Source organism: Clostridium sp. CM036 (genome assembly GCF_055081135.1).
Genome location: NZ_CM143652.1, coordinates 969,008 through 994,076 on the forward strand (window position 1 = coordinate 969,008; position 25,069 = coordinate 994,076).

The following is a 25,069-nucleotide window of genomic DNA, read 5'->3' on the forward strand; positions in this document are numbered from 1 at the left end:
CTAGGCCTGTTTTTTTATAAACAAGAAGTTATATTTATGATATCTTTAATTAATTAACTATAACTTCTTAATCCGGTAGATAGATAAATCTTAAAATAAATAACGCTGCAAGCACATAAACTATTGGATGAACTTCTTTCCTTCTTCCTGTGCTAACCTTAAGTATAGGGTAAAATATTATTCCCGCCGCTATACCATTAGCTATGCTATAGCTAAAAGGCATTATAGCCATAGTAAAAAAAGCTGGAAGTGCTTCTGTAAAATCATCAAAATCTAATTTAGTAACTGCACCCATCATAAGGACTCCAACCATTATAAGCGCAGGTGCTGTTGCTTCTGGTGGCACTATCCCAACTATACCTGCAAAGAATAAAGAGAATAGAAATAAAACGCCTACCACGCAAGATGTTAACCCAGTTCTTCCTCCTTCAGCTATGCCCGCAGTAGATTCAACATAAGTTGCCATAGTGGGTGTACCAATACAGGCACTTATAGTTGTTGCGATAGCATCTGATAAGAGCGCTTTTCTCATATTTCGAACTTTTCCATTTTCATCTAACATCTGGGCTTTTTCTGCTGTTCCAACCAAAGTACCAATTGTATCAAATAAGTCTACTAAACTAAAAGTTAAAACCACCATAATTATGCTAGTTATCGCTCCTATAACACCTGCTCCTCCAGCTCCTAAAAGACCCTTAAAGTCAAAAGCCATAAAAGTTGGAGCAATGGATGGTGGTGTACTTAAGAGCTTTATTCCAGCTAAATTTGTTATACCCATAGGTATTCCAATTATTGTCGTTGCGATTATTCCAATAAGCATAGCTCCTCTTACATTTCTAGCCATTAAAATTGCTGTTATAATTATACCGATAATTGTAAGAGCAGCGTGTGGATTTGTGAATTCACCAAAACTTATAAGAGTTCCTGGATTCGGAACTACTATGCTTCCAGTTTTAAAACCTATTAACGCAATAAATAATCCTATACCACCGCAAATAGCTATCTTGAGATTTGCTGGTAGCGCATCTACTATTTTTTCGCGTATTGAAGTAACCGTAATTATTATAAATAAAATTCCAGAAATAAATACAGCTGCTAAAGCCTGATTCCAAGTATAGCCGAGTGTTAAGCATACACTATATGTAAAGAAAGCACATAATCCCATACCTGGTGCAATTGCAAAAGGTAAATTTGCATAGGTACCTATTAAAATAGTACCAATTCCAGAGCCTACACATACTGCTGTAAAAATTGCTCCTACCACAGGGTCATTTGTTGCTGTAAAAACTGCAGCACCATCGCCCTTTATTCCAGGAAGATTCATACCACTAAACTTTAAAATATTAGGAATTACTAATATAGTATATGCCATAGTAATAAAGGTAGTAACACCCGCTAATATTTCGGTCCTAACGTTTGAATTATTTTCTTTGAGTTTAAAAAATGATTGCAAAAATGATTTCATGCCATTTCCTCCTAGGTAAAATATAATGTTGAATTTATAAATCCTTATTAAGCAAAAAAAAATGCCCATGGATAGGATTAATCCACGGGCATAATTTCAGTAAAAATCTTTACTTATAGGATTAATCCATAGTTAGAAGGTTAATGGCCTTCTAGTAGAAACTCTTGAACCTTATTATCAAGATTATACGGATTATTATTATTATTCATTTTTCAAAATAATAACATTCATTTCTACATAAGTCAACATTTTTTTCGTTCTTTCACTAAAAATCCCAATATTATTTCCCCATAGCAAGATACTACTTAATAAATTTATTCAGTTAAATCATCTCCTGCGGAGCTGCATTATTAAACAAATAGATCTTCAATTTCATTTTGGCTCATCTGAGAAAGAAATAATTCTGCTCCTGTTTCATCATTAATAACGCTTTCAACAATTTCTTTTTTCTTTTGTTGCAACTTAAATATTTTTTCTTCTATAGTCCCTCTTGCTATTAATTTTATCACCTCTACTGTCTTCTTTTGCCCAATTCTATGAGCCCTATCTGTAGCTTGAGACTCCACAGCCGGGTTCCACCAAGGGTCAAAGTGTATTACCATATCTGCACCTGTAAGGTTTATACCCGTACCCCCAGCTTTAAGAGAAATTAAAAATACCTGTGTGTCTCCTTCATTGAAGGTTTTTACCATTTCTACTCTTTTTTCTGCCTTAGTAGAGCCATCTAAATACATGTACTTTATCTCTTTAGGATCTAACCTCTTAGAAATGTTTTTAAGCACCCTAGTAAATTGAGAAAATATTAATATTCTATGACCTTCTTCTAAGCTATTTCCTAAAATTTCATCTAGAGCTTCCATTTTACCGCTACCCCCAACATAGTCCTCTATAAAAGTAGAAGGGTCGCAACATATCTGTCTTAGCCTTGTTAAAATTGACAGTACTTTAAACTTGCTTTTATTAAACCCTTTCGCCTTAATATCTTCTTCTAGTTCTCCCTTTGCATCCTTTAAATAGGCTAAATACACCTTTTTCTGCTGCTCCGTCATTTCTACTGAAATTCTATGTTCTATTTTAGAAGGCAAATCTTTTGCAACCTCTAATTTAGTCCTTCTAAGTATAAATGGTTTTACATGATTATTTAGTTCTTGTAGCGCTTCATGACTTCCATCCTTCACAATTGGCGCTTCGTATTTTTTTGAAAAAGCACTATGATTTAAAAGATAACCTGGCATTATAAAGTCAAAAATTGACCAAAGCTCCGTAAGAGAATTCTCAATAGGCGTTCCTGTAAGTGCGAATTTACTTATAGCATTTATACTTTTCACAGAATGTGCATTTTGCGAATTAAAATTCTTAATATACTGTGCCTCATCTAAGAAACAATATCTAAATTTTATCTTTTGATAGTCCTCAAGGTCTCGCCGTATAAGTGCATATGATGTAATAATCACATCAGTCTCATCAATGCTTTGTTTTTGTTGCACTCTTTGACTTTTATTTCCGGATATTACTATACAATTTAGTGATGGTGCAAATTTTTCTATTTCATCCTTCCAATTGTATACAACCGACGTAGGGCATACTACCAGGGATGGTTGCTTATTTTCATTTTCCTGCACTTCTGATTGAATAAATGCTATAGCCTCAAGTGTTTTACCCAGCCCCATTTCATCCGCTAGTATCCCTCCAAATCCACAACTTGCAAGCGTTTTTAACCACTTAAACCCCACCTTTTGATAATCTCTCATTATACTATCTAAGGTTTTAGGAACTATTACTTTCAATTCTCTAATATCCTTAACAGTATTAACTAGGTCTCTAAATTTTTTATTTGTATTCACAAAATCCATTTGTTCTCGTTTTAATTTTTCTTCTATATATATGGCATTATATTTTGAAAGTAGAATTTTATTCTTCGCAATATCGCTATCCTTTATATTTAGATACTCTATCATTTGAGCAACTTTTAATAAATTATTTGAATCTAATAAAACAAAACTGCCGTTTTTAAGCCTATGATACTTTCTTTTTTCTCTTAAAGCTGAGAAAACATTACTGAGTTCAGTATTATCTACCCCCTCAATGCTAAAGCTGAATTCTAAAAGATTATCCTTATTAAGCTTTATATTCGACTTATATCCAGCATTTCCGTGCACCTTAATCTTCTTGAATTCTTCAGAATAATATACCTCCGCCACTTGCTGAAGCTTTTCCAGTCCTGAAACTAAAAACTCTAGAAGCTTTGCTTCATCTCGAATATCAAACCCCTTATTTGTACTAACAAAACCAAATTCAAGAAATTGATTTATGATACCCATTTCCTTCTCTATGTCTCTTATAAGTACTCTTCCCTCTTGTGCTTTGTTTTCTTTACTATTAAAAGGATTTATCTCAACCTCTCCATACTTGAAAGTTATGAACACCTCTACATTTTTAGACTTTTTTTCAAAATGAACAACCGCCTTAAGCTCTTCTATATAAAATTCTTTTTCTAATGATGTGTCTATGGCAACTCTATCACTTATCTTGTTTAAAGTTGGAAGTACAAATGATGCTACATCATCTTTCTCTTGTTCATAAAATTCTATGCAATTATTATTTTCCTCTTTAAATCTATTATAAAAAGGTAAATATGCGTCCCTTTGAGCAATAGGTGGCTGATATATTTCACCTTTATAGAAAAAGAATTCCCCATCATTGCTTATTGCAATAGGCATATCTTCTTTTTGCTGAAGTATAAATTTACTATCTTCTCTATTGATTTCGAATTCTAAGGGCATGGCTTTCTGCCTTATGTGTACATTAGTAAACGTTCCGCCTTTTATTACCACAGTTAGATCCCTATTGTATAAGCATTTAAATAACCTTTTAACCATGCTATCTGTAAAATAAGCTTTTTTACCAGACAGAAATTTCACTGTATTTCCCTTATATGTATTTGCAGCCCCAGCCACCGCTTCAAGTTCACTCGCTTCTTTAAAAAGTTCTATGATATTTAAATCACCTTCTTTAAATGAGTGCAAATAGGGATTGTATGTAAATTTTTTCCCAAACTCCATAGACTCAAAACTTTTATTATAGCAAATAAAAAATTCTTTTATGTTTTTAACTACGTATTGCTTATCCTCTCCAACCTTTAGACTCACAAAAGATTTTCGGTTATCACTATTAGGATCATGCTCATATTTTACATCTACATTTAGATATGATTTTATCCTTTGATCACCATTTATACTTTTAGTTATTTGTTTAATTAAACTATTTGTTTTAGCCATTCTTTTTGCTTTAATAATTTCGTCTTTCTCATAAAAATACTTTAATAATGTAGCCACTACATGCTTGCACATGCTCACCTCTCCATAATAACTATAACAATCATTACATTGACAATGATAACTTATAAAAGAATTACTATTATTAAAACTTGTGTCTACTTTATACCGAGTGAAATTTGTTGACTCCACATCTGAAGTTATCTTAGTTTCCCTGTAATCTTCCCGCTTCTTTATTTCTATATCAATATGCTTAACCTTATTACTTAAATAATACTCTGTTCCACTTTTATAAGAATCTTTATCACTGTGTTCTCGTATAATCTCTTCATTAATAGCAATCAAAAGTTTCACCCCATCGAGTTTTTTCTATTTTTATATATTATAAATTCCAGAATGTGTTACCATTATAAACTATACGCACGCCCATATTTTTCAACCAAATAAATTCAAAATACATTGTAAAAAAGCACACTCAAAGGATTAAATGAGCGTGCCGGAATTTTTCCATTTATATTGTTTAATAATAACGAATATTTTTACATTTTTTGAACATTAATAGCTTGAGGGCCTTTAGGTGCATCTACAACATCAAATTGCACTTCTTCTCCCTCATGTAAATCCTTTCTTGGCCCTTGTTCTTTTATTGCTAAATGATGAACAAATACATCTTCACCCTCTTGAGCGGATATAAATCCATATCCTCTTTCAACATCATACCACTTTACTATACCTGTTTTCATATATTTCCCTCCTTGTCCTTCTCTGAAGTACAAAACAATTCAAAGTTTAAATATAGTATTAACTATAAATGTCTAACTAATACTTTTTATTATGCCTAACTTCTTCATCTAACAATATAATTATTAATAATATTTCAAGGAAAAAATATACAAAAAAATAACCCCAGCAAAATAAACATTATGCTAGAATTATTTATATTCATTATGATAATATATTTGGCTGAGATGGCAGGATTTGAACCTGCGGATGCCAGAGTCAGAGTCTAGTGCCTTACCGCTTGGCTACATCCCAATAAAAAAAAGTGTTAATGGTGACTCCTAGGGGAATTGAACCCCTGATCCCACCGTGAGAGGGTGGTGTCTTAACCGCTTGACCAAGGAGCCTTATTAGTAATTAACACTACGAGATCTAGTATACTTCATTATGTAGTATAAGTCAACTATATATAAAAAATAAATTTCCAATTAATTATTTATGTGAATATGCCTTAATAAAAGATAGGGTATACAGTTTTGCTGCACACCCTATCTAATTTTAACTTATAAGTTTTTTTCGTATTGTTCTACCATTAATTTAACCATTTGTCCACCAACTGAACCACATTGTCTTGATGTTAAATCTCCATTATAGTCCGTAAAGTTTACTCCTAATTGATTTGCTGTTTCCATTTTGAATTTGTTTAATCCTGCTTTTGCTTCTGGTACTAAACTCCTGTATGACATACTATGTGCCTCCTTTAAGTTGATTTTTTGTTATATTAATATAATGTACATATTTAATATATTTTATAACAGCGTTTTGATGGGCACAAAGGTAAAAAAAGTATAGCAAGCAATAGCTATACTTTTAAATATTATTTTCTATAAGAATCATCTATGTTATCATTTGTTTTATATACTTTTCAAAATTTTATTAATATCTTCACTGACTTTTATTCTATTCTCATATACCCATTGTTCATCAAAATTTAATTTAAAAACTTTTGAGAAGGAATAATAAATATTTATTTTTTGGTAGTAAAGCTCTAATTCATAAAGATTCTCTAATAGACGCTGTGGTTTTGAGATAATCTCTCTTTTAGTTATAAACAATTCATCTACATATTTTAAAAATGCATTCATCATCTTATCATTAGATACATCAAAAGGAATTTTCAGTAGTCTCCATTGAATTCTTTCTTCCAATTTATAACTCCTTAAATTATCTAATACCACCAAATACTCGCTTATATCCATTTTTCTATAAAAAGGTGTTTTTTCTTCTTTTGTACTCCATAACGCTAATTTCTCTCTAAGAGAAAGCGAACTGATTTTTAATATAGCTTCACTTGGGCCTATTACTCCTTTTTCTATAGTTGCATCCCTTGTATCTAAACTTTCTCTTATAAAATCTTGAGAATCGCCATAAGATGCTACATATCCAACCTCATATATCCCTTTTCTACCTGCCCTTCCCGCGATCTGTTTCACTTCTTGAGAAGTTAAATACCTTATCTCATTACCATCAAATTTTTTAATATCCATAAATATTATTCTTTTTATAGGAAGATTAACTCCCATACCTATTGCATCAGTAGATATTAAAATTGTGCTTTCCTTGTTAATAAACTGATTGTACTGTTTTTTTCTAACTTCTGGCGGTAAATCTCCATAGATTAAACTTACTTTTATACCTAGGTTTGAGTAATGATAAGCTAGTTCTAATACTTTCTTCTTCGAAAATGTAACAAGCGCATCACCCACCTCAATACTTTTATATACAAAAGATTTATTTTCCATTACAAGAGGGGTATCCCTTTTATACTCTATAATCTCGTACTCCTCAGAGCAATCCTCTATTATTTTTATTAGCAATTCTTTCGCATTCGTAGCCCCGCAAATGTGTATCTCTTTACTTTTTAATCCTAAAACAGCTCTTGTCCAGGCAGCTCCCCTCTGGTCATTATCTATCATTTGAATTTCGTCTATAATACCAACTTCATATTCCTCATTTATATTTAATTTTTCTATAGTACAACATACATGAGCTGCATCTTCAATGATTATTTCTTCTTCTCCAGTTGCAAGATTACATTTTACACCTTCTCTATTTAATCTTTCAAAATTCTCAAGTGCTAATATTCTTAAGGGAGAAAGGTAAATTCCTTTTGTTGCCTCTTTAAGCCGCATCATTGCATTATATGTTTTCCCAGTATTAGTTTCACCTAAATGGAGATAAAATTTTCTTTTAAATTTTCTTGATCCCTCATATTCATTTTTAGGATTAGTTGGAAACACGCGTTCAAACTCACTAGATATAATCTCAGGAATATGCTCCGTTATTAACACACTTATAATTCCTGATTTTAAATAGCTTTCACCCTTGTCCTTTAAAATGTTCTCAAAATTAAAATCTGTATTATTTTTCTTGTTATAGTCCTCAACAAGCCTTATTGATATATATTTAAGTAATGCTGAATAATTTTCATGAACCCTTTTATAGTCTTTAAAATTTTCTTTCTTAAACTCATTTAATTCCTTTAGTTTCTTTCTTACAGCAGCTTCATGTTCCCATAGTACATTTGACTTAGTATGCTTTACTATTTCTTCAATCTGAGCAAATTGACTTTTTATTTTTTTAAAATTCCTTTCTATAGCTCCTTGTTTCATTTTGTTTCCTCCAATATTGACTTTTTATTTATTTCCATGTGGCTTATTGTTCTATTTTCTCACAACTATAAATTTATCATACATTTTTCAATCTCAATATAAATGAAACACCCAACTTAAATGCTTTTAAGCTGGGTGTTTTCCTTATAATGTCTGTAAAATGATTTTCTTTATTTCATTGAATTTTTCTGATGTAACAATATCCTTATTTCTGTTTTTAGGTAAATCAACGATTATTTCTTTTTTTATAGTTGCCGGTTTATCTGATAATACATATATTCTATCAGATAAGAATACTGCTTCTTCAATATCATGAGTTATAAATATTATGGTAACTTTTAGCTCTTTAATTACGTCTATTAGCCAATAGTGCATCTTTGCCCTAGTAATTGCATCAAGTGCACCAAAAGGCTCATCTAACAGCATAATATCAGATGATGACATATATGTTCTAAGCAATGCAGCTCTCTGCCTCATACCTCCTGAAAGTTGAAAAGGATATTTATATTCGAAGCCTTCAAGCCCAAATGTTTTAAAATGACTAAGCGCCTGAGCCCTTGCCTCTTTTTTAGATTTTCCTTTTATAATAAGAGACAGTGTAGTATTATCCACAATGTTTTTCCATGGAAGTAGCAGGTCCTTTTGATGCATATAACTTACTTTTTCAAAAGTATCGCAGCATTTTTCTCCGTCAAATATAATTTCACCCGAATCTTTACGCAAAAGGCCTGATATAATATTAAAAATTGTACTTTTACCACTGCCACTTGGTCCTAGTAAACTTATAAACTCATTCTCTCTTGCATAAAAAGAAACATCCTTTATTATATTCATACTTCCAAAAGTTTTTTTAATATTTTCTACTCTTAATTTTTCATTACTAGTTCGGTAAGTACTCATTAGTAAATGCCTCACTCGCCTTCATATCTTTTCCTAGAAGCTTTTTATCTAAAAGAAATTTGGTGTAATTATTCCAAACCGATTCTTTCATTACGCCCCATTTTTCAGCTTCAGCTTTATATTGATCCTTTAAATATTTTTGACTTGCGACGGCAAGAGCTTCATCTGTCTCCGGTGCATTTTTCAGTAAAACCTTAGCACTTTCCTCAGGTTTCTCCATGCTGTATTCATATCCTTTTGTAACTGCTTTTAAAAATTTCTTTGCCATTTCAGGATCCGCTTTTAATTTGTTCTCATTGGCTATAATTACCGGAGTATAATAATCTAAATCTTTATTTAATTTTCCAATATCAATATAGTCAATAGGAATATTTTTAAGCTTCGCTTCTATTCCTGTCCATCCATAAAATACCCATTCAATATCAATATTTTTCTTAGTTACAGCAAAGAAATCCTCTGATCCTGCATCTACCATCTTTAGTTTTGAAAAATCCGCATTATCTTTTTCCATAACCGCCTTTAAAATTGCATTTTCAGAAGGCGACCCCCATCCGCCATAGGTTTTTCCTTCAAAATCCTTAGGAGATTTAATATTTTTTTCCTTAGGCGATGCAAACCCGGAAGTATTATGCTGAATAATAGTGGCTATAGCTTTTATTGGAAGTGGATCTTTAGCAGTTCTAGCATAAGTTACATCTTCTTGATAGCTTACGCCAAAATCTCCTTTGCCCGCTGCAATTAAACTTGCAGTACTTCCCTGCGCTGGTTGAATAATTTCCACGTCAAGTCCTTCTTCTTTAAAATATCCATTATCTTTCGCTACATATAATCCAGTATGATTAGTGTTTGGTATCCAATCTAAAATAACAGTAACCTTTTTTAAAGTTTCTTCCTTCTTTACATCTTCTTTTTTTGCAGCACAACCCACAAATAAAACCGTAGTCATTGAAACTGTTAATAATAATGAAATTACTTTCTTTAGCATGATTTTACCTCCAAATAAAATAATATGTCCTATTTAAATTTAGTCATTGTTATCTGCTTTATTTCTAGTCCAAGGAGTAAAAAAATATTGTAATAAATTCAAGAGTCCAAATAGTCCCATGCTTAATATTACAATAATTATAATCACTGCAAAAACTTTATCAAGTGCATATGAATTTTTAGCTCTAATCATATATACCCCAAGCCCCTTATCTCCTCCAAGCCATTCTCCAATAACTGCCCCCATAATACTATAGGTTGCTGCTATTCTAAGGCCCGAAAAAAAATTTACAGTAGAGGATGGCAGCTTCACCATGGTGAAAATTTGAAACTTACTAGCTCCCATAGTCTTTAAAAGGTTTACCATATCCGCGTCTACTGATTCTAATCCATCAATCAAACTAACAACTATAGGGAAAAAGCACACTAACACTACTACAATAATCTTAGGCAATATTCCAAAACCAAACCATATTATGAAAAGTGGTGCTAGCGCAATAATTGGAACAGTTTGAGATACTACTAAAATTGGATATATGCATTTTTTAATGATTTTCACATTATCCATTAAGATGGCTAAAATTAACGCAATCAAAATTGATATTGCGAATCCAATCAAGGCTTCATATAAAGTCGCATAAATATGCTTAGTAATGCTTGGAACTATATTCACCAAGGTACTAATAATATCTTTTGGCGAAGGCAATATGTATTGCGGAACCTTCCATTTGTCTACAGCTATCTGCCATATAAAAAGAATTATTAATTGAAAAACTATAGGAATAAGTTTATTTTCTATACTTATATGTTTTTTCATTCATAGTCACGCCTTCAGCTTTATAATCGATTTTCACTATAGAAACAACCCTACTTGCTCCATGAACTACACAAATTTCCTGGGCCTTTTTTACTATATCTAAAAGCTCATCCATTTCACCTTCCATAGTGGTTTCCATTGGTCCTACCTCATATTTCACTCCACTAGATTGAATATATTCTATAACCTTATCTACTACTGGGTAAATTTTTTCTTCCGCAACCACTGGTATAACTTGAAGACTCACATTTACAACTGACATTTCAATTCCCCCTTATAATATTGTTAAAGTAAAATAAACCCTTTGCTCATTTTTAAGCGAAGGGTTCTATAATCGAATAACTTTGCACCATTTATATATTCTTATTTTAACCTAAATGCAAATTATATTTTCCCTCCGCTGGCATTATCCAATTCAGGTTATAAGGGTCGAAACTTAACTGTTTCCTCTCAGACAAAAATATTGACTCCCCTAGTTTTTAATATTAAATTACTTTACACGTATATACTACCTAAAAATTCTTATAATGTCAAACCATAAAAAACGCATCTTTTATTCAGTGCGTTTTTCTTAACAATCCATATTATCTTCAAACTTTTTAATATTTTCCTTTAGTTCATCTATTTGTTTTTGTAAATCCTTATTATCGCCCTTAGAATTACTGTTTCCATTATCTCCAGATTGATTGCCATCCTGCGATTCAAGATTTTGAGACTGAGCTGCAATTATCAAAATACTCTGCGCCAAACCCGTTAAAAAATTACCTATTACATTTTGTTGATTAACATTAAGTTTTCCAGCAATTATAATCCCTATTACTGTTGCTAATGTGGCTAATTGACAAGGCGTGAATTCTTCTAACTTTTTCATACATTGCCTCTTTTATAAAATGGTTGTAATATATTATATTCTTTTAACAAAAAAAAGTGTAACTAATATTATTTTTTAAATATATGACATGAAGATATTTTTATTCATATATTACTCATAAAGGGGTGATATATATGAATATATACAACAATAGAAGATTTGCAGATATTGTGTTTGAAGGTGGCGGAGTTAAGGGCATCGGTCTTGTAGGTGCCTTAAAAACATTTGAGGATAATGGATATCAATGGAAAAATATTTCAGGAAACTCTGCCGGATCTATTATAGCTGCACTAGTTGCGGTAGGCTACCCAGCTGACGAGATAAAAAAATTAATGCTAAATCTAGACTACACAAAATTTGCTGATAAAAGTCATTTTAATATGCCTATATTCTCTGATGCTTACAATCTACTTTTTAAAAAAGGCATTTATAAAGGTGACTATATAAAAAATTGGATTGACGAAGTTCTATCGCATAAACTTAAGCTTACAAATAGGAAAAAAATAACCTTTGGAGATTTGATTATTCCAGGAGAAAAGGGTATTCTTTTAAATAATAATAAGTATAAAAGAAAATACAAACTGCATATTATAGCAACTGATATTAGCTGTGGAAAGATGCTAATACTACCAGAGGATATTGCGGGATACGGGATAAATCCTGATGAACTTGAAGTAAGTTTGGCAATAAGAATGAGCATATCTATCCCCTATTTTTTTCACCCTGTAAACTTATATAATATAAAGACTAATAAAAAGTCTCTCATTGTTGATGGTGGTGTTTTAAGCAATTATCCAGTTTGGATTTTTGATGTGAATGGTGTTCCTCTCTGGCCAACCATCGGTTTTAAACTCGGAGGGAACAAAGAAATACGAGAACATAAAATCACAAATATCTTAAATTTTACTAGCTCAATTATTGAGACTATGTTAGAAGCACAAGATGATATTCATATAAGCGAAATGGATTTCTTGCGTACTGTAAAAATCGATACCCTTGATATTAAAACCACAGATTTTAATATTGGGAATAAAAAAATTATGGAGTTATATAATTCTGGTGAAGTTTGCGCAAAAGAATTTCTTAAAAATTGGGAAGATAATTATAAAAAGCATAGAATCTTTAGAAGTAATTCTTTTAAATAATAATCGTTGCTAAAAACACTAAATCTTTTTATTCATATATACACCATCTTACATTTATTTATTGAACAATACTAAGAATCTAAAAGTGCACTAAGCTTAATAATTATTATTATTATTATTATTATTATTAAGCTTAGGTGTTTTTTTCTTAGTTCACAAATTTAGTCACAGTTCAAATAATGTGATATTATAATATTAAGAAAAAAAAAGAAAAAAAATGAGGTGAGTTCAATGAAAAAAGTATTATTAACCGGCTCTAATGGTTTCTTAGCATCAAGATATTACACATATTATAAAGATAAATACGAAATAATCCCATTAGGACATGCAGAGTTAGATATAACAGACGAGAGTAAAGCCTTAGAAATTATACAGAAATTCAAACCTGATTACGTGATACATACCGCTGCTATTGCTGATACAGGTTTGTGTGAACGAAACCCAGAACTATCTTATGAAATAAATGTAAAAGGTTCAATTAACATTGCTAAAGCCTGTAGTTTAACAAAATCTAAATTAATATATTTAAGTTCTGAACAAATTTTTAATGGCAATTTCGAATCAGGACCATATAATGAAAATCACATTCCAACTCCAAATACCATTTATGGGAAACATAAACTTGAAGCTGAAAACGAATTAAAAGGAATTATTGATGAACTATGGATTTTAAGACTTACTTGGTTATTTGGATTTCCAGAAAAAAATTGCAGGGTAAATTCTAATATACTATGGAATGTTGTATCTTCTATTTTAAAGTATAAAAAAATGAAATTACCCTCAAATGAATTTAGAGGAATGACCTATGTTTATGATATAATAGCAAATTTTGATAAGATTTTTACTCTTCCATACGGAACTTATCACACTGGAAGCGAAAATAACTTAAGCACTTATGATATAGCTTTGCTCATATTAAAAGAAATTGGCTTAAATCATAAAGCAGGTAATTATTTAGAAAAAGATACCGAAAAATACAAAGAACATCCAAGGGACTTACGAATAAGTAATAGCAAATTGAAGAATTATGATATTGTTATGCCTAAAACTGAAGATGGCATTAAAAAGTGCCTTAAAGATTTCAACTATTAATTGTCTACTAAAGTAGCTTTATCTACTAAAGTAGCATTATCTACTAAAAAGCACGTAACAGGTGGGGATTTACCTGTTACGTGCCTTATATTTAAAGGGGGTATTCTGCCACCTCTAAGGCGGCCTTTACATTTCTTTTTTTATACCGCGGCTTAAAGTCTTTTCATAATCTATAAATTCATACACATCATTTTGAAATAAATCGCTAAAACTTTTAAGTTCTTCTAAACTTAAATCTTCTATAGCCTTATGTTTTTTTTCACAATTTATAACTATAGCGCCTATAACACCATGAGCATCTCTAAAGGCTGCCCCTTTGCTTACAAGATAATCTGCAGCTTCCGTAGCATTTAGAAAACCTCTTTTAACTGCGTTATACATATTATCTTTTTTAATTTTTAAAGTACTTAACATTTCATTCATAACCTTTAAGCATTTTAAAACTGTGTCAACTGCATCAAAGAAAGGTTCTTTATCTTCTTGCATATCTTTATTATAGGCAAGTGGTATTCCTTTCATAGTGGTAAGCAGACTCATTAAATCTCCATATACTCTTCCAGTTTTCCCTCTTATTAATTCTGCTGCATCTGGATTTCTTTTCTGTGGCATTATACTACTGCCCGTGGAGAATTCATCGCTAATTTCAATGAAATTAAATTCTTTAGTACTCCATAAAATGAACTCCTCACTTAATCTACTAAGATGCATCATTATTATAGAAAAATCGGATAAAAGTTCTAATAAATAATCTCTATCACTTACTCCATCCATAAAATTATCTGTAGGTTTTTTAAACCCTAGCTCGCTTGTTGTAAACTTCCTGTCTGTATCATATGTTGTTCCCGCTAGTGCACAGCATCCAAGAGGATTTTCATCCATAATCTCTGTAGCGCTTATAATCCTTTTCTTATCGCGACGAAACATATTAAAGTACGCCATAATGTGCTGTTTAAATGTCACTACTTGTGCTCTTTGCATATGTGTATACCCTGGCATTATAACCGCATTATCATTCCCAACTTTTTCAATAGTGTTTAAAATAACATCTAAGTTATCAATAACATCCAATGCTTTGTATTTTGAATATAATCTCATATCTACTGCAACCTGATCATTTCGACTTCTAGCTGTATGGAGTTTTTTACCTACATCCCCTACAAGTTTTGTAAGCTGTATTTCCATAAAACTGTGAATATCTTCATAATCACCTTCAATTTTAAGTTTGCCTTCTTGAATATCTGAAAGAATAGAATTCAGACCATTAACTATAGTCACACTTTCCTCATTTGTTAAAATACTACATTTAGCAAGCATTTTAACATGGGCTATGCTACCCATAATATCTTCATAATATAATCTTTTATCAAAGCTTAGAGAACTATTAAAGTCCTCCATAAGCTTGCTTTCTTTTTCCTTAAATCTTCCACCCCAAAGTTTCATATATATCACCCGCTCTTCCTTCATAAATTTTATAATTTTTCTTAGCTATTGTTTAAATTTTTATATGCTTTAATTTTACTTGGCAATGAAAATAAGTTTATAAATCCTTCTGCATCCTTATGATCATATAAATCACTTGCTCCAAACGAAGATATACCCGCGTCGTAAAGAGCATTAGGTGATTCTTTACCTGCTGACATGATGTTTCCCTTATAAAGTTTTAGTTTAACCGTCCCTGTTACTGTTTCTTGAGTCTTATCCACAAATGCATCAAGGGCTTCTCTCATAGCGCTAAACCAAAGTCCATTATATACTAATTCCCCATATTTTTGTGATACTAAGTATTTAAAGTGGAGTGTATCCTTGTCTAAAGTTATTTCCTCTAGTTCTTTGTGTGCTGCATAAAGTACAGTCCCACCAGGAGTCTCATATATTCCTCTTGATTTCATCCCCACAAGTCTATTCTCTACTATATCTATAACTCCAATTCCATTTTCTCCACCAATTTTATTTAATGTTGAAACAATATCAATTGGCTCAAGTTCAATTCCGTCAATTTTGGTCGCAATTCCCTTTTCAAAATATATCTCTACATAAGTAGGTTCATCCTTAGCTTTTTCTGGAGGTGTAACCATAAGATACATATCTCTTTTATGCTCATTATTTAATTCTTCAATATCTCCGCCTTCATGACTTGCATGCCACAAGTTCTGATCTACTGAATAGATTTTCTCCTTGGTAACTGATATTTCTATGCCTCTATCATTAGCATAATCTATAGCATCTTCTCTTGATTTTATATCCCAAATTCTCCAAGGAGCAATAACCTTTATAGAAGGATCAATGGCTGTTATCCCAACTTCAAATCTAACTTGATCATTTCCTTTCCCAGTACATCCGTGACATATATATTTTGCCCCTTCTTTATGAGCGATTTCAACAAGTTTTTTAGCTATTAATGGTCTTGCAAATGCTGTACCCAATAAATATGTTCCTTCATATGCAGCATTTGCTTTAACTCCTTTAAATACGTAATCTTTTATGAATTCAGCTGTTACGTTCTCAATATATATTTTTTGCGCGCCTGAACTTATAGCCTTTTTCTCAATTGCCTTCATATCATCTTCTTGACCAATATTAATGCAAGCTGCTACAACGTCCATATCATAGTTTTCCTTAATCCAAGTTATTATTATAGATGTATCTAATCCTCCAGAATACGCTAAAACCACTTTTTCTTTCATTTTAATATCCCCCTTAGATTCTAGATAGTGTAACCACTATCTTTATAACATATTGCATCTTTGAATGTTTATACATTCTTATGCATATTATTTATTTTCGTTTATTTATCTTTTACAGCTATTTTTTAACCATTTTTACTGATGTTGCTGGCTTGTTTTTATTTATTATATATTATTTTTTATATTAATGCAATGCTTTCGCCTTATTAATTATTCATTTATTATAATATTTATACATAAAGCAAACCAAGATGAGGTTTAAAACTGCCCTTAGCTTAATCATAAGCTAAGGGCAGTTTTAATTTATAATTCAATATTTTTTTAAATAGAATATACTAATCCGCAATATTAAATACTTCTAAATTTATACTCGCAATATTTTTCTTCATAATCTCTACTAAAGCCTTCGCAGTATCTAATGAAGTAATAACAGAAATGTTATTTTCTATAGCTGTTCTTCTAATTCTAAAACCATCTGTTTTCGAATCATTTCCCTTAGTAGGTGTATTTATCACTAAATCAACCTGCCTTCTCTTTATCACATCAATGATATTAGGGGCTCCATCCGTAATTTTTTTAACACCTAAGGCATCAATCCCATTATTTCTCAATAACTTAGCCGTACCTTTCGTCGCTATAAATTTATAATTCAATTCATTAAACGCCTTTGCAATATGCAAAAACTCTTCGTAATCCTGCGGATTTATCGTTGCCAAGATAACTCCTTTTTCTTTTTCAACCTTCATTCCAGACGCTACAAACCCTTTATATAGAGCTTCTTCAAAGTCTCTTCCTATTCCGAGCACCTCTCCTGTGGATCTCATTTCCGGCCCAAGGCACACCTCAACCTCCGGAAGTTTTTGAGTTGAAAATACCGGAACCTTAACTGACACCAACTCCGCTTCTTTATAAACTCCATTACCATACCCTAAATTTTTTAACTTTTCCCCCAGCATTACTCTTGTGGCAAGCTCTACGATCGGTACTTTGCTAACTTTACTAATGTACGGAACCGTTCGGCTAGCTCTTGGATTAGCCTCTATTATATACAATTCACTTTTAAATTCTATAAATTGAATATTAATCATGCCTATCACTTCGAGTCCTATTGCTATCTTCTTAGTGTATTCTAATATCTTCTCTTTTATAGCATATGATATATTTCGACTTGGATATATTGTAATGCTGTCTCCGGAGTGAATTCCAGCTCTCTCTAAGTGTTCCATAATGCCCGGTATTAATATTTCCTCACCGTCACAAATAGCATCAACTTCTATTTCTCTACCCAATAAATATCTATCTATTAAAACAGGATTTTTCTTATCTTTCTCAAATGCATTTTTTAAATAATGTTCCAATTCTTTTTCCGAATAAGTTATTTCCATTCCCCGTCCACCTAATACATACGACGGCCTAACCAAAACCGGATAACCTATGTTTTCAGCCTCTTCTAATCCTTGTTTTAAATTCCAAACAGCTTTCCCCGTTGGTCTATTTATATTTAGCTCTTCCAAAAGCGCATCGAATTTTTCTCTATCCTCCGCTACGTCCATTTGCTCAGGTTTAGTTCCATATATAGGTATGTTTTTTTCCTTTAAGAATTTAGCGAGTTTAATAGCGGTCTGACCTCCAAATTGAAGTATAACCCCATCAGGATTTTCTTTTTCAACAATATTAAATACTTCTTCTTCTGTTAATGGTTCAAAATATAATTTGTCCGAAATATTAAAGTCCGTACTTACTGTTTCCGGGTTGTTATTTACTATTATAGTCTCAATCCCCAGCTTTCTAAGAGCAATTACACTATGAACAGATGCATAGTCAAACTCAATGCCCTGCCCTATCCTTATAGGCCCCGATCCTATTACCATAACCTTCTTTCTATCACTTATCTCTACCTCATCATATTCATCATAAGTCGAGTAGTAATATGGTGATAATGCTTCAAATTCCCCTCCGCATGTATCTACCATCTTATAGACAGGTTTGATATCCCATATATTTCTGAGTTCGTAAATTACATTTGGATTCACCTCTAATAAATCTGCAATGCCTTTATCTGAAAACCCCTTTTTCTTTAACAAAAGCAACCAATCTTTATTCATATCTTGCACTGACGTTTTTTTAATCTTTTCCTCTTCATCCACTATCCACTTAATTTTGTTTACAAAGAATTTATCTATTCCTGTAATTTCCGAAACCTTTTCCACCATATAATCACGCCTAAGCATTTCAGCCAAATGAAATATCCTCTCATCATCAGGAGCCATCACTCTTTTCTTTAATTCGCTTAAATCTTTTCGCGCTAGGCAGTCGTATTGCAATGAATACTTTCCTATTTCTAAAGAGCGAATTCCCTTTAATAGAGCTGCCTCAAAATTGCTTCCAATTGACATTATTTCACCTGTAGCCATCATCTTCGTACCTAAAACCCTATTCGCACCCTCAAACTTATCAAAAGGCCATCTAGGAATTTTAACTACCACATAGTCTAGCGAAGGTTCAAAACAGGCATAGGTTTTTTGCGTTACTGCATTTTTTATCTCATCTAGTGCATATCCTAGTGCTATTTTTGCCGCTACTTTGGCAATAGGATATCCCGTAGCCTTCGAAGCTAGCGCAGACGATCTACTCACCCTCGGATTAATTTCTATAACTGCGTACTCAAAACTTTTGGGATCAAGCGCAAGTTGCACATTGCATCCACCCTCTATTCCTACACTATTTATAATATCAATAGATGCACTTCTAAGCATCTGGTATTCTCTATCAGAAAGAGTTTGGCTTGGCGCTACAACAATACTATCTCCAGTATGTATTCCTACAGGATCTACATTTTCCATATTACATATGGTAATGCAATTGCCATTTCCGTCCCTCATAACTTCATACTCTATTTCTTTCCACCCTTTAATACTCTTTTCTAAAAGAACTTGCCCTATAGAGCTTAACTGCAATCCCAGTTCTAGGATTTCAAGTAGTTGCTCCTCTGATTCTGCAATTCCACCGCCACTTCCTCCCATAGTATATGCCGGTCTTACAATTACGGGATATCCCATTTCGCTCGCAAATCTTAGTCCTCCTGCTATATCTGTAGCAATCGCACTTTCCACTACCGGTTGATCAATTTCCTGCATAAGATTTCTAAAAAGCTCTCTATCTTCACCTTTTTTTATCGCTTCTATCGAGGTTCCAATCACTCTCACATTATATTTTTCTAAAATTCCATTATCAAATAGTTCAACCGCTAAATTAAGTCCTGTTTGCCCGCCCATACCCGCAAGTAAACTGTCCGGCCTCTCCTTATCAATAACCTTCTCCAAAAATTCTATAGTTAAAGGTTCTATATAAACTTTATCAGCAACTTCTTTATCAGTCATTATAGTTGCCGGATTACTATTCACAAGTACAACTTCTACGCCTTCCTCTTTCAACGCTTGACAAGCTTGTGTTCCAGAATAATCAAATTCCGCCGCTTGCCCTATTATTATCGGCCCTGACCCAACTACTAATACTTTTTTAATGCTTTTATCTAATGGCATACGAATCCCCCTATATGTTATTTCTTCTTAAATTCTATTTATGCATCCTAATTTCATTAGTTCTTAACTTTCCTTCTCAACTTTCAGTTTTAAATATCTACCCTATATCAGCGACAGAAATTTATCAAAAATAGCATCTATATCTTTAGGCCCCGGACAAGCTTCCGGATGGAACTGCACGCTAAGTATCGGCAGTTTCTTATGCCTCATTCCTTCTATCGTTCCATCATTTACACTTACATGCGTAACCTCCATATCTTCCGGCAGTTCACTCACATAATATCCGTGGTTTTGTGATGTAATATAAACCTTATTCTCTTCTACATCTTTAACTGGATGATTACACCCTCTATGACCAAACTTAAGTTTTTCAGTTTTCCCGCCAAGGGCTAACGCTAAAAGTTGATGCCCTAGGCAAATTCCAACTACAGGTTTTTTACCTATAATCTCTCCCAACGTCTTGATCACTTCTTGCAAATCCTCCGGGTCCCCAGGTCCATTCGATAAAAATACTAGATCAGGGTTAACCCTTAATATTTCTTCCGATTTCTCGCATGCAGGAAATATTGTTAATTTGCAATTTCTCGCAATAAACGAGCGAAGTATATTTTCCTTTATTCCAAAATCTATAATAGCCACATGTCGTCCTGTGCCCTCAATCGTGTAGCGCTCTTTCGTTGTAACTTTCATCACCGCATCGTTATTATTAAAACTCGCAAATTTTTGATTTATTTCAATTTTAGTAAGTTCCTTTGTAGCAATAATACCTTTCATGGTCCCGTTATTTCTAAGTATTTTCGTTAATGCCCTTGTATCAATCCCTTCGAGTCCTATTATTTTATTTTGTTTAAAGTATGCTTCCAAATCCATTTCGCATCTAAAGTTATTAGGATAATCACATTTTTCTCTAACAATGAACCCCTTTACCTTCGGATACTTCGACTCTACATCCTCCAAATTAATACCATAATTCCCGATGAGCGGATACGTCATTGTCACTATTTGTCCATAATAAGATGGGTCCGTTAAAACTTCTTCATATCCAGTCATACCCGTATTAAAAACTACTTCCCCAACATTTTCTTCTAAACACCCAAATATACCACCTTCAAATATTATTCCATTCTCTAAAATCAACTTACCCTTCATACTAAATCCTCCTTAGTAAACTAAAAACTTTCTCCAATTAATAAAAGACATTTATGAATAATTATTCATTTTTATGAATATTATATGTTTTTCTAATATATATGTTTTTAAATTTATTTTTAGCCATATTCCTCATGCGTACAGGCTTAATTCTATTTATTATATATTGTTTTTTATAATAATGCAATGTTTTTTCTTATTTTATTATTCATTTAGCATAATATTTATGCACAATAAAAATCAAGTACTTTCCAAATTAATTGGTTTTGCTCATTTTTATTAAAAAAATCATTATGTTTTTTCAATAAAATAAAGGATAACAGAGAGATTATTTAAATAATCTCTCTGTTATCCTTTATTAATATATTAATAGCATTTATTAACAAAATAGAAAATAAATCTATAGCATTATTCTGAATATTATTAATTGTATTATATTTAATAGTATTAAATTCAAAATTGACAGAACAAAAAACACATGCCATAATTATCTATACTCCTTCCTAGTCTCACAGGACTAATTTAAAAGTGTACTTTACTTTTATTTGTAATTTTTATGTTTTATAATTTCTTTCTATTTTAATTTAAATTTTATTATTTGTCAATGTATAAATGTAATTTTAGGTTGCAAGTTTATTCATACTTTATAAGTTATTCTATACATCTATCACTAATTCTAATTCACTAAACTATATCCACCCTACAGAATAAAACAGGAGGCAACAGTGTGCAAAAAATAGGAATGAGAAATATAAAGACTGCAATTTCAGTTTTTTTATGTATAATTATACTAAGAGCTTTTCATAATACATTTCCCTTTTATGCATGTATAGCTGCTGTAATAACAATGCAAAGTGCTATACATGATTCCTTTACTGCTGGTAAAAACAGAATGATTGGTACTATTGTAGGTGCAATTTGGGGATTAATATTCACACTTATAAGTCCCAACAATGTATTTCTTACCAGCATTGGAATAGTATTTGTAATTTATTCTTTGAATCTTCTTAATAGAAAAAAGTCTATTATAATTGCATGCGTAGTTTTTTTAGCAATAATGACGAATCTTAAACAAGGCACTCCTCTATTTTATAGTTTAAGTAGGGTTGAAGAAACTTTTATCGGTATTTTTGTATCAGTTTCAGTAAACTATCTTATATTCCATCGTAAATACTTAGATAACTTACATCGGGATGCAGAAAATCTAACCCATAATGTTTTTATAATTTCTAAAGAGATGATTAATTTCAATACAGATATTAATCTTTCTAGTTTAAACATCCAAATATCCAAATTGGAAAAATCATTAGACTCATACTTAAGTGAAATACAAAGTGAGAATGTTGAAAGCCACCATATACTTAAAATTAACAAAGTCATAGATACTTCTAAAACTGCTTATAATCACCTAGTTATACTAAAGTCTTTAACCTTTACGCCTTCTCATTCTAATTGTTATATCAACGAGAGTAACTGTATTAGAATAAATGAATTATTTAATGAAAATATGTTTAGTTACCCGTACATTAGTAATGATATAAATATAGTATTTAACTTTCACCTTCAAAATTTAATTGAAACTTTAACTATTTCAAAAAAAATATACTAAAAAACTACTTAAAAACATAACTTACTGAGTGTATTTCGTGTTTTATACAAATTATTTTATAAGCAAAGCCGTACTATATATCCACAATACGGCTTTGCTTAATTTATAAATCTGTCTTTGTATAATACACAATACCTAATGCACCAGGTCCAACATGAGTTCCTATTACAGGTCCAATTGGAGCTATGTCTACTTTTTTTCCTATACATTCTTCGACTTTTTTTGCAAAAGCCAGTGCTCCTTCAACATCATTTATGTGATGAATCATTACCTCTCCAAGTCCATGTTTTGTTATGTCCTCGATGAATTTATCAATCATAGTTTGTATTGCACGTTTTTTAGTCCTTACTTTATTAAATAATCCTGTTTTTCCATCCACTACGGTAAGAATAGGTTTGATTTGAAAAATAGTACCTAACAGTGCACTTGCACCACCTATTCTGCCACCTTTTTTTAGATACTCTAAATTATCAGGAATAAACAGAAATCTACTTCTCTTTATATTGTTTTTTACTATATCAACTACTTCATTTATTGATTTTCCTTGTTGCGACGCAATTGCCGCTGTTAAGGCTGCAAATCCTAATTGCATGCAATTGGATCTAGAATCTATAATCTCAATTAGTGCATTTGGGTAGTTTTCAAGAATCATACTCTTTGCAAGGCATGCATTTGAATAAGTTCCACTCATGTCTGAAGAAAGGAAAACACCAACCACTTCATTATTATCTCTTACCTGATTTTCTATCATATTGTACATTTCCACAAGCGATGGTTGTGATGAAGTAGGAATACTTAAGTTCTTATCAAGTTTTTCGTAAAAACTTTCATTTTCAATAAGGGTTTCTTTGAACTCCTTATTTCCAAAAATAACACTTAATGAAACTATAGAAATATCATATTTTTTCCTTAAATCCTCACTTATATATGAGGTACTATCAGTGACTATTTTTACCGCCATTATACATCCCTCACTTATTAATTTTAATTATATTATACTACAGTCTTGTTCTAAACAAAATCAATCTTTATATTACATTATAAACACAATAACTGTAATATATTTCACAAAATATTAAATTACTTTAAACTCCTACAAATAGCACTCAAATACCTCTTAATATGTTATAATTATAATATAAAAAGTAGGTGGTGTAAATAATTTAGTAAACTGTGTCAGTTGATAAATAATTTTTAAAATTAAAGCTTTGATATAATCAATATAAAATAAAGGGAGGTGCTGCAAAAATATAGGTTAACCGATAAATTTCTACCTATATTGGCAAGCAGAAAAATATGAATAAAGAGGACCTAGTAAACAATGAAAATAATGAAAATAATAAAATTATAAATAATTTGTATTCAAACAAAAATATTCCTGAAAAACCTGACTCTGAAACTGACAATAGTGAAGTTGCTAAGTTAAAAGATGATGAGGAAAGTGAAAAATACATAAAAGAAATGCATGAGTTAGCAGACAAAAACGAGTTTAAGAACAATGCGGTTGTTTTAGGACTTGGTATAGTTATAGTATCTATAATTATATTTTCTATTTTTATGAACACCTCATTCATGAAACCCAAAGCAGATGTAGCTACCATTAAATCAGTCCAAAAAAATCCCGATGCTAGCCCATCTACTAAAGCTCCTGAAGTTACTGAAACTACTAAACCTGACACCATTAACCCTACCGTAACTTCAACTAAAATTTATGAATATTTAAATATAGACGCAAATAGAACATCTGTCCTAAAAAAAGCAATTACTTTAAATAGTGGAAATCAAAAGGGTGTTACTGTATGTCTCTTATCAGAGATTTTGAGAATTAATTCCATTGCTATCCCTGCGAATACAACAACAGTAAAGGGATTAATGGAATCTTTAACTTCTATGGACTGGAAAAAGAATACTGACTTCACTAAATTAAAAAAAGGTGATATATGTTTCACTACAGATATGCCAGAAAGTCCTGGTACGCCTTCCCATGCCTATGTATTTATGGGTTGGGTAAAAGATGGTAAAACTGATTATGCCTATGTATGTGATGGTCAACTTGAAGTATTTGATAGTATACTTCATAAACGAAATCTATCTGTTACAACTACAACAAAGGATCAATTTAGCTTTTTTCTTAGAAAATAAAA

19 protein-coding genes, 2 tRNA genes and 2 riboswitches are annotated in these 25,069 nt (G+C 31.6%); of the genes, 4 read left to right on the forward strand and 17 right to left on the reverse strand.

Annotation, left to right across the window (positions count from 1 at the left end):
- Positions 1–67 precede the first annotated feature (67 nt).
- From ACWJKE_RS04645 to ACWJKE_RS04700, 12 genes are all read right to left on the reverse strand, one after another.
- Entirely contained in the window at positions 68–1,465 is a 1,398-nt protein-coding gene (locus ACWJKE_RS04645) for an NCS2 family permease (protein WP_216303564.1), read from the reverse strand.
- 109 nt (positions 1,466–1,574) lie between these two features.
- Positions 1,575–1,676: riboswitch (purine riboswitch) on the reverse strand.
- A 139-nt stretch (positions 1,677–1,815) separates the two neighbouring features.
- Positions 1,816–5,082: an SNF2 helicase associated domain-containing protein gene (locus ACWJKE_RS04650; RefSeq protein ID WP_375294765.1), complete on the reverse strand. Its 3,267-nt coding sequence runs from the start codon at positions 5,080–5,082 to the stop codon at positions 1,816–1,818.
- A gap of 197 nt (positions 5,083–5,279) precedes the next feature.
- Positions 5,280–5,483, reverse strand: coding sequence for a cold-shock protein (locus tag ACWJKE_RS04655; protein WP_216303566.1), 204 nt, complete (start codon positions 5,481–5,483; stop codon positions 5,280–5,282).
- A 217-nt stretch (positions 5,484–5,700) separates the two neighbouring features.
- Positions 5,701–5,775: transfer RNA gene (locus tag ACWJKE_RS04660), tRNA-Gln, on the reverse strand.
- A 17-nt stretch (positions 5,776–5,792) separates the two neighbouring features.
- Positions 5,793–5,867 (reverse strand) — tRNA-Glu (locus tag ACWJKE_RS04665).
- A 156-nt stretch (positions 5,868–6,023) separates the two neighbouring features.
- Entirely contained in the window at positions 6,024–6,206 is a 183-nt protein-coding gene (locus ACWJKE_RS04670; protein ID WP_216303567.1) for an alpha/beta-type small acid-soluble spore protein, read from the reverse strand.
- A 168-nt stretch (positions 6,207–6,374) separates the two neighbouring features.
- Complete coding sequence (locus ACWJKE_RS04675) at positions 6,375–8,132, reverse strand: helicase-related protein (protein ID WP_216303568.1); 1,758 nt, start codon at positions 8,130–8,132, stop codon at positions 6,375–6,377.
- A 144-nt stretch (positions 8,133–8,276) separates the two neighbouring features.
- A complete protein-coding gene (locus ACWJKE_RS04680; RefSeq protein ID WP_216303569.1) occupies positions 8,277–9,032 on the reverse strand; it encodes an ABC transporter ATP-binding protein in 756 nt (251 codons plus the stop codon).
- Positions 9,013–10,017 carry an ABC transporter substrate-binding protein gene (locus tag ACWJKE_RS04685; RefSeq protein ID WP_220286802.1) on the reverse strand — a complete coding sequence of 335 codons (1,005 nt, stop codon included), beginning with the start codon at positions 10,015–10,017 and terminating at the stop codon, positions 9,013–9,015. Before ACWJKE_RS04685 ends, ACWJKE_RS04680 begins: the two co-directional genes overlap by 20 nt.
- 39 nt (positions 10,018–10,056) lie before the next feature.
- Complete coding sequence (locus ACWJKE_RS04690) at positions 10,057–10,833, reverse strand: ABC transporter permease (protein WP_216303571.1); 777 nt, start codon at positions 10,831–10,833, stop codon at positions 10,057–10,059.
- Positions 10,805–11,095 carry a thiamine-binding protein gene (locus ACWJKE_RS04695; RefSeq protein WP_216303572.1) on the reverse strand — a complete coding sequence of 97 codons (291 nt, stop codon included), beginning with the start codon at positions 11,093–11,095 and terminating at the stop codon, positions 10,805–10,807. The genes ACWJKE_RS04690 and ACWJKE_RS04695 overlap by 29 nt, the downstream gene beginning before the upstream one ends.
- Positions 11,096–11,207: 112 nt before the next feature.
- Positions 11,208–11,317, reverse strand: a riboswitch (TPP riboswitch).
- Positions 11,318–11,404: 87 nt separating this feature from the next.
- Positions 11,405–11,704, reverse strand: a complete 300-nt coding sequence (locus tag ACWJKE_RS04700) for a hypothetical protein (RefSeq protein ID WP_216303573.1) — start codon at positions 11,702–11,704, stop codon at positions 11,405–11,407.
- A gap of 134 nt (positions 11,705–11,838) precedes the next feature.
- On the opposite strand from ACWJKE_RS04700, the gene ACWJKE_RS04705 reads away from it, so the two are divergent.
- Together ACWJKE_RS04705 and ACWJKE_RS04710 are read left to right on the forward strand one after the other, a co-directional pair.
- Positions 11,839–12,849, forward strand: a complete 1,011-nt coding sequence (locus ACWJKE_RS04705; protein ID WP_216303574.1) for a patatin-like phospholipase family protein — start codon at positions 11,839–11,841, stop codon at positions 12,847–12,849.
- A 231-nt stretch (positions 12,850–13,080) separates the two neighbouring features.
- On the forward strand, positions 13,081–13,941 hold the full coding sequence (locus tag ACWJKE_RS04710; protein ID WP_220286801.1) for an SDR family oxidoreductase: 861 nt from the start codon (positions 13,081–13,083) through the stop codon (positions 13,939–13,941).
- 126 nt (positions 13,942–14,067) lie between these two features.
- Here the strand turns inward: ACWJKE_RS04710 and argH are convergent, their stop codons facing one another.
- The 4 genes from argH to ACWJKE_RS04730 all read right to left on the reverse strand — a co-directional run bounded on the left by argH (position 14,068) and on the right by ACWJKE_RS04730 (position 21,316).
- Entirely contained in the window at positions 14,068–15,381 is a 1,314-nt protein-coding gene (gene argH, locus ACWJKE_RS04715) for an argininosuccinate lyase (RefSeq protein WP_220286800.1), read from the reverse strand.
- Between the two features lie 41 nt (positions 15,382–15,422).
- A complete protein-coding gene (locus ACWJKE_RS04720; protein WP_220286799.1) occupies positions 15,423–16,625 on the reverse strand; it encodes an argininosuccinate synthase in 1,203 nt (400 codons plus the stop codon).
- Positions 16,626–16,960: 335 nt separating this feature from the next.
- Complete coding sequence (carB, locus tag ACWJKE_RS04725; protein ID WP_220286798.1) at positions 16,961–20,167, reverse strand: carbamoyl-phosphate synthase large subunit; 3,207 nt, start codon at positions 20,165–20,167, stop codon at positions 16,961–16,963.
- A gap of 102 nt (positions 20,168–20,269) precedes the next feature.
- Entirely contained in the window at positions 20,270–21,316 is a 1,047-nt protein-coding gene (locus ACWJKE_RS04730) for a carbamoyl phosphate synthase small subunit (RefSeq protein WP_220286797.1), read from the reverse strand.
- Between the two features lie 727 nt (positions 21,317–22,043).
- Here ACWJKE_RS04730 and ACWJKE_RS04735 point away from each other — a divergent pair.
- Positions 22,044–22,925: an FUSC family protein gene (locus ACWJKE_RS04735; RefSeq protein ID WP_216303579.1), complete on the forward strand. Its 882-nt coding sequence runs from the start codon at positions 22,044–22,046 to the stop codon at positions 22,923–22,925.
- Between the two features lie 103 nt (positions 22,926–23,028).
- On the opposite strand, the gene ACWJKE_RS04740 is transcribed toward ACWJKE_RS04735, so the two are convergent.
- The gene (locus ACWJKE_RS04740) at positions 23,029–23,886 is read right to left on the reverse strand and encodes a DegV family protein (protein WP_216303580.1); all 858 of its coding nucleotides are present in this window, start codon (positions 23,884–23,886) and stop codon (positions 23,029–23,031) included.
- 335 nt (positions 23,887–24,221) lie between these two features.
- On the opposite strand from ACWJKE_RS04740, the gene ACWJKE_RS04745 reads away from it, so the two are divergent.
- Positions 24,222–25,067: a hypothetical protein gene (locus tag ACWJKE_RS04745; RefSeq protein WP_220286796.1), complete on the forward strand. Its 846-nt coding sequence runs from the start codon at positions 24,222–24,224 to the stop codon at positions 25,065–25,067.
- Positions 25,068–25,069 lie beyond the last annotated feature (2 nt).